The following is a 5,497-nucleotide window of genomic DNA, read 5'->3' on the forward strand; positions in this document are numbered from 1 at the left end:
TGAGCAGCGGGGTTTTCGGGGTAAAAACCCTGGCGATGACCTACTCTCGCATGGCTTAGGCCACACTACCATCGGCGCAGCTGCGTTTCACTTCCGAGTTCGGGATGGGATCGGGTGGTTCCACAGCGCTAATTTCACCAGGGAGACAGTTGGAGCGTCGCCATCCTAAGGAACGGATTAAGGCGCCTGCCTCTCGTAAGTCTTGTGACGTAGCGTGCACTTGGGATCTATCGACATGTCATGTCGGCCAAGGCAACTTGAGGTTATATGGTCAAGCCACACGGATCATTAGTATCAGTTAGCTCAATACATTGCTGTACTTACACACCTGACCTATCAACCACATAGTCTATATGGTTCCTTCAGGGGGCTTGTGCCCCGGGAGATCTCATCTTGAGGCGCGCTTCCCGCTTAGATGCTTTCAGCGGTTATCGCTTCCGAACATAGCTACCCGGCAATGCCACTGGCGTGACAACCGGAACACCAGAGGTTCGTCCACTCCGGTCCTCTCGTACTAGGAGCAGCCCCTCTCAAATCTCCAACGCCCATGGCAGATAGGGACCGAACTGTCTCACGACGTTCTGAACCCAGCTCGCGTACCACTTTAAATGGCGAACAGCCATACCCTTGGGACCGACTACAGCCCCAGGATGTGATGAGCCGACATCGAGGTGCCAAACACCGCCGTCGATATGAACTCTTGGGCGGTATCAGCCTGTTATCCCCGGAGTACCTTTTATCCGTTGAGCGATGGCCCTTCCATACAGAACCACCGGATCACTAAGTCCTAGTTTCCTACCTGCTTGATCCGTCGATCTTGCAGTCAAGCACGCTTATGCCTTTGCACACAGTGCGCGATGTCCGACCGCGCTGAGCGTACCTTCGAGCTCCTCCGTTACTCTTTAGGAGGAGACCGCCCCAGTCAAACTACCCACCATACACGGTCCCCGATCCAGATTATGGACCTAGGTTAGAACGTCAAGCACGACAGGGTGGTATTTCAAGGATGGCTCCACTGCAGCTAGCGCCACAGTTTCATAGCCTCCCACCTATCCTACACAGACGAACTCAACGTTCAGTGTAAAGCTATAGTAAAGGTTCACGGGGTCTTTCCGTCTTGCCACGGGAACGCTGCATCTTCACAGCGATTTCAATTTCACTGAGTCTCGGGTGGAGACAGCGCCGCTGTCGTTACGCCATTCGTGCAGGTCGGAACTTACCCGACAAGGAATTTCGCTACCTTAGGACCGTTATAGTTACGGCCGCCGTTTACTGGGGCTTCGATCAAGAGCTTCGCCTTGCGGCTGACCCCATCAATTAACCTTCCAGCACCGGGCAGGCGTCACACCCTATACGTCCACTTTCGTGTTTGCAGAGTGCTGTGTTTTTGATAAACAGTCGCAGCGGCCTGGTTACTGCGGCCCTCTTCAGCTATAGCTCGCATGAGCCACCAAAAAGGGCGCACCTTCTCCCGAAGTTACGGTGCCATGTTGCCTAGTTCCTTCACCCGAGTTCTCTCAAGCGCCTGAGAATTCTCATCCTACCCACCTGTGTCGGTTTACGGTACGGTCTGCGTAAGCTGAAGCTTAGGAGCTTTTCCTGGAAGCGTGGTATCAGTGACTTCGCCTTAAAGGCTCGTCTCGGTGCTCGGTCTTAAAGGATCCCGGATTTGCCAAAGATCCAAACCTACCGCCTTTCCCCCGGACAACCAACGCCGGGTACACCTAACCTTCTCCGTCCCTCCATCGCACTTACGCGAGGTGCAGGAATATTAACCTGCTTCCCATCGACTACGACTTTCGTCCTCGCCTTAGGGGCCGACTCACCCTGCGCCGATTAACGTTGCGCAAGGAAACCTTGGGCTTTCGGCGTGCGGGTTTTTCACCCGCATTATCGTTACTCATGTCAGCATTCGCACTTCCGATACCTCCAGCAGACTTCTCAATCCACCTTCAACGGCTTACGGAACGCTCCTCTACCGCGTACATATAAATATGCACACCCCAAGCTTCGGTTCACTGCTTAGCCCCGTTAAATCTTCCCCGCAGACCGACTCGACCAGTGAGCTATTACGCTTTCTTTAAAGGGTGGCTGCTTCTAAGCCAACCTCCTGGCTGTCTGTGCCTTTCCACATGGTTTTCCACTTAGCAGTGAATTTGGGACCTTAGCTGTGGGTCTGGGTTGTTTCCCTTTTCACGACGGACGTTAGCACCCGCCGTGTGTCTCCCATACAGTCCGTCTCGGTATTCGGAGTTTGCAATGGTTTGGTAAGTCGCGATGACCCCCTAGCCATAACAGTGCTCTACCCCCGAGAGGATACATATGAGGCGCTACCTAAATAGCTTTCGAGGAGAACCAGCTATCTCCGGGTTCGATTAGCTTTTCACTCCTAATCACAGCTCATCCCCGTCTTTTGCAACAGACGTGGGTTCGGGCCTCCAGTACCTGTTACGGCACCTTCACCCTGGCCATGACTAGATCACCCGGTTTCGGGTCTACTGCCCGCGACTATGCGCCCTTATCAGACTCGGTTTCCCTTCGCCTCCCCTATACGGTTAAGCTTGCCACGAACAGTAAGTCGCTGACCCATTATACAAAAGGTACGCAGTCACTCTTTCGAGCTCCTACTGCTTGTACGCACACGGTTTCAGGATCTATTTCACTCCCCTCTCCGGGGTTCTTTTCGCCTTTCCCTCACGGTACTGGTTCACTATCGGTCGGTCAGTAGTATTTAGCCTTGGAGGATGGTCCCCCCATGTTCAGACAGGGTTTCACGTGCCCCGCCCTACTCGTCTTCACTGGAGTGGCCCTTTTAAATACAGGGCTATCACCTTCTATGGCCAGCCGTTCCAGGCTGTTTTTCTAGAACCATTCCAGCTTAAGGGCTAGTCCCCGTTCGCTCGTCGCTACTCAGGGAATCTCGGTTGATTTCTTTTCCTCTGGTTACTTAGATATTTCAGTTCACCAGGTTCGCTTCCAGCAGCTATGTATTCACTGCAGGATACCCGCAAGCGGGTGGGTTTCCCCATTCGGACATTACCGGATCAAAGCTTGTTGCCAGCTCCCCGATACTTTTCGCAGGCTGCCACGTCCTTCATCGCCTCTGACCGCCAAGGCATCCACCGTGTGCGCTTATTCGCTTGACCATATAACCGCAAGTTGCCTTGGGTTACATATATGACCTGGGGGTACAAAGCCCAGATACGAAATATAACGACTCAATTAATAAGAAGACATTTAAGTCTTCCGCCTTAGCCTCACGACACGTCTAAGATAGAATCTCAAAACGCTCGCTACGTCACAAGTTTTAAAAGAACACGTACCAGCCACAATGCTGATCCGTAATAAATTCTTTGTATGCGCTAATCATTCAGAGTGGTGGGTCTGGGTAGACTCGAACTACCGACCTCACCCTTATCAGGGGTGCGCTCTAACCACCTGAGCTACAGACCCAATGTCCGTTTAGCTCATTGCCGACTGCGCTGATAAAGGCGCATCGTGTGGTGGAGCCTGTCGGGATCGAACCGACGACCCCCTGCTTGCAAAGCAGGTGCTCTCCCAGCTGAGCTAAGGCCCCATATACGGGACTATCCACGTCGGCCAGGCCGACGTGAAACTCTGAATGCAGGTTACTTGTGAAGACGCCCGACAGGACGATGCTGTCTTTGCTCAAAAGGAGGTGATCCAGCCGCACCTTCCGATACGGCTACCTTGTTACGACTTCACCCCAGTCATCGGCCACACCGTGGCAAGCGCCCTCCCGAAGGTTAAGCTACCTGCTTCTGGTGCAACAAACTCCCATGGTGTGACGGGCGGTGTGTACAAGGCCCGGGAACGTATTCACCGCAGCAATGCTGATCTGCGATTACTAGCGATTCCGACTTCATGGAGTCGAGTTGCAGACTCCAATCCGGACTGAGATAGGGTTTCTGGGATTGGCTTGCCCTCGCGGGTTTGCAGCCCTCTGTCCCTACCATTGTAGTACGTGTGTAGCCCTGGTCGTAAGGGCCATGATGACTTGACGTCATCCCCACCTTCCTCCGGTTTGTCACCGGCGGTCTCCTTAGAGTTCCCACCATTACGTGCTGGCAACTAAGGACAAGGGTTGCGCTCGTTGCGGGACTTAACCCAACATCTCACGACACGAGCTGACGACAGCCATGCAGCACCTGTGTTCGAGTTCCCGAAGGCACCAATCCATCTCTGGAAAGTTCTCGACATGTCAAGACCAGGTAAGGTTCTTCGCGTTGCATCGAATTAAACCACATACTCCACCGCTTGTGCGGGCCCCCGTCAATTCCTTTGAGTTTCAGTCTTGCGACCGTACTCCCCAGGCGGCGAACTTAACGCGTTAGCTTCGATACTGCGTGCCAAATTGCACCCAACATCCAGTTCGCATCGTTTAGGGCGTGGACTACCAGGGTATCTAATCCTGTTTGCTCCCCACGCTTTCGTGCCTCAGTGTCAGTGTTGGTCCAGGTAGCTGCCTTCGCCATGGATGTTCCTCCCGATCTCTACGCATTTCACTGCTACACCGGGAATTCCACTACCCTCTACCACACTCTAGTCGCCCAGTATCCACTGCAATTCCCAGGTTGAGCCCAGGGCTTTCACAACAGACTTAAACAACCACCTACGCACGCTTTACGCCCAGTAATTCCGAGTAACGCTTGCACCCTTCGTATTACCGCGGCTGCTGGCACGAAGTTAGCCGGTGCTTATTCTTTGGGTACCGTCAGAACAACCGAGTATTAATCGACTGCTTTTCTTTCCCAACAAAAGGGCTTTACAACCCGAAGGCCTTCTTCACCCACGCGGTATGGCTGGATCAGGCTTGCGCCCATTGTCCAATATTCCCCACTGCTGCCTCCCGTAGGAGTCTGGACCGTGTCTCAGTTCCAGTGTGGCTGATCATCCTCTCAGACCAGCTACGGATCGTCGCCTTGGTGGGCCTTTACCCCGCCAACTAGCTAATCCGACATCGGCTCATCTATCCGCGCAAGGCCCGAAGGTCCCCTGCTTTCACCCGAAGGTCGTATGCGGTATTAGCGTAAGTTTCCCTACGTTATCCCCCACGAAAAGGTAGATTCCGATGTATTCCTCACCCGTCCGCCACTCGCCACCCATAAGAGCAAGCTCTTACTGTGCTGCCGTTCGACTTGCATGTGTTAGGCCTACCGCCAGCGTTCACTCTGAGCCAGGATCAAACTCTTCACTTAAAAACGCATAGTCCGAAGACTAAAAATTTAAAGCTGCAGATGCTTGACCGCTGGCAACGTTTCGCTTGCTTTAAAACAATTGATATGTTGCTTGATCAAACGTCTGCAAGATGGACATACATCCTTCCTGCAGGCGCCTTCACAAGATACCTGCGCATACTGTCAAAGAACTTTGGAATCGGCCTCAGCGCCTTCTTCCGTTTGCCCCGACGTTTCCGTCGTTGCGAGCCGCCCATTATAGACCGGCTTATCTGCTTCGTCAACACCTTTTTTCAAGG

At 53.2% G+C, this 5,497-nt stretch carries 2 tRNA genes and 3 rRNA genes; all 5 read right to left on the reverse strand.

Annotated features, from left to right (window positions below):
* Positions 1–27 precede the first annotated feature (27 nt).
* Positions 28–142, reverse strand: a 5S ribosomal RNA gene (rrf, locus tag ABE422_RS18645).
* A 125-nt stretch (positions 143–267) separates the two neighbouring features.
* Positions 268–3,146 (reverse strand): 23S ribosomal RNA (locus ABE422_RS18650).
* A gap of 230 nt (positions 3,147–3,376) precedes the next feature.
* Positions 3,377–3,453 (reverse strand) — tRNA-Ile (locus tag ABE422_RS18655).
* Between the two features lie 48 nt (positions 3,454–3,501).
* Positions 3,502–3,577: transfer RNA gene (locus tag ABE422_RS18660), tRNA-Ala, on the reverse strand.
* 95 nt (positions 3,578–3,672) lie between these two features.
* Positions 3,673–5,219 (reverse strand): 16S ribosomal RNA (locus ABE422_RS18665).
* The 16S, 23S and 5S rRNA genes sit together here with 2 tRNA genes alongside, the layout of an rRNA operon.
* Positions 5,220–5,497: the final 278 nt, after the last annotated feature.

This window comes from Stenotrophomonas sp. TWI1151 (assembly GCF_039673135.1).
Classification (GTDB): Bacteria; Pseudomonadota; Gammaproteobacteria; order Xanthomonadales; family Xanthomonadaceae; genus Stenotrophomonas.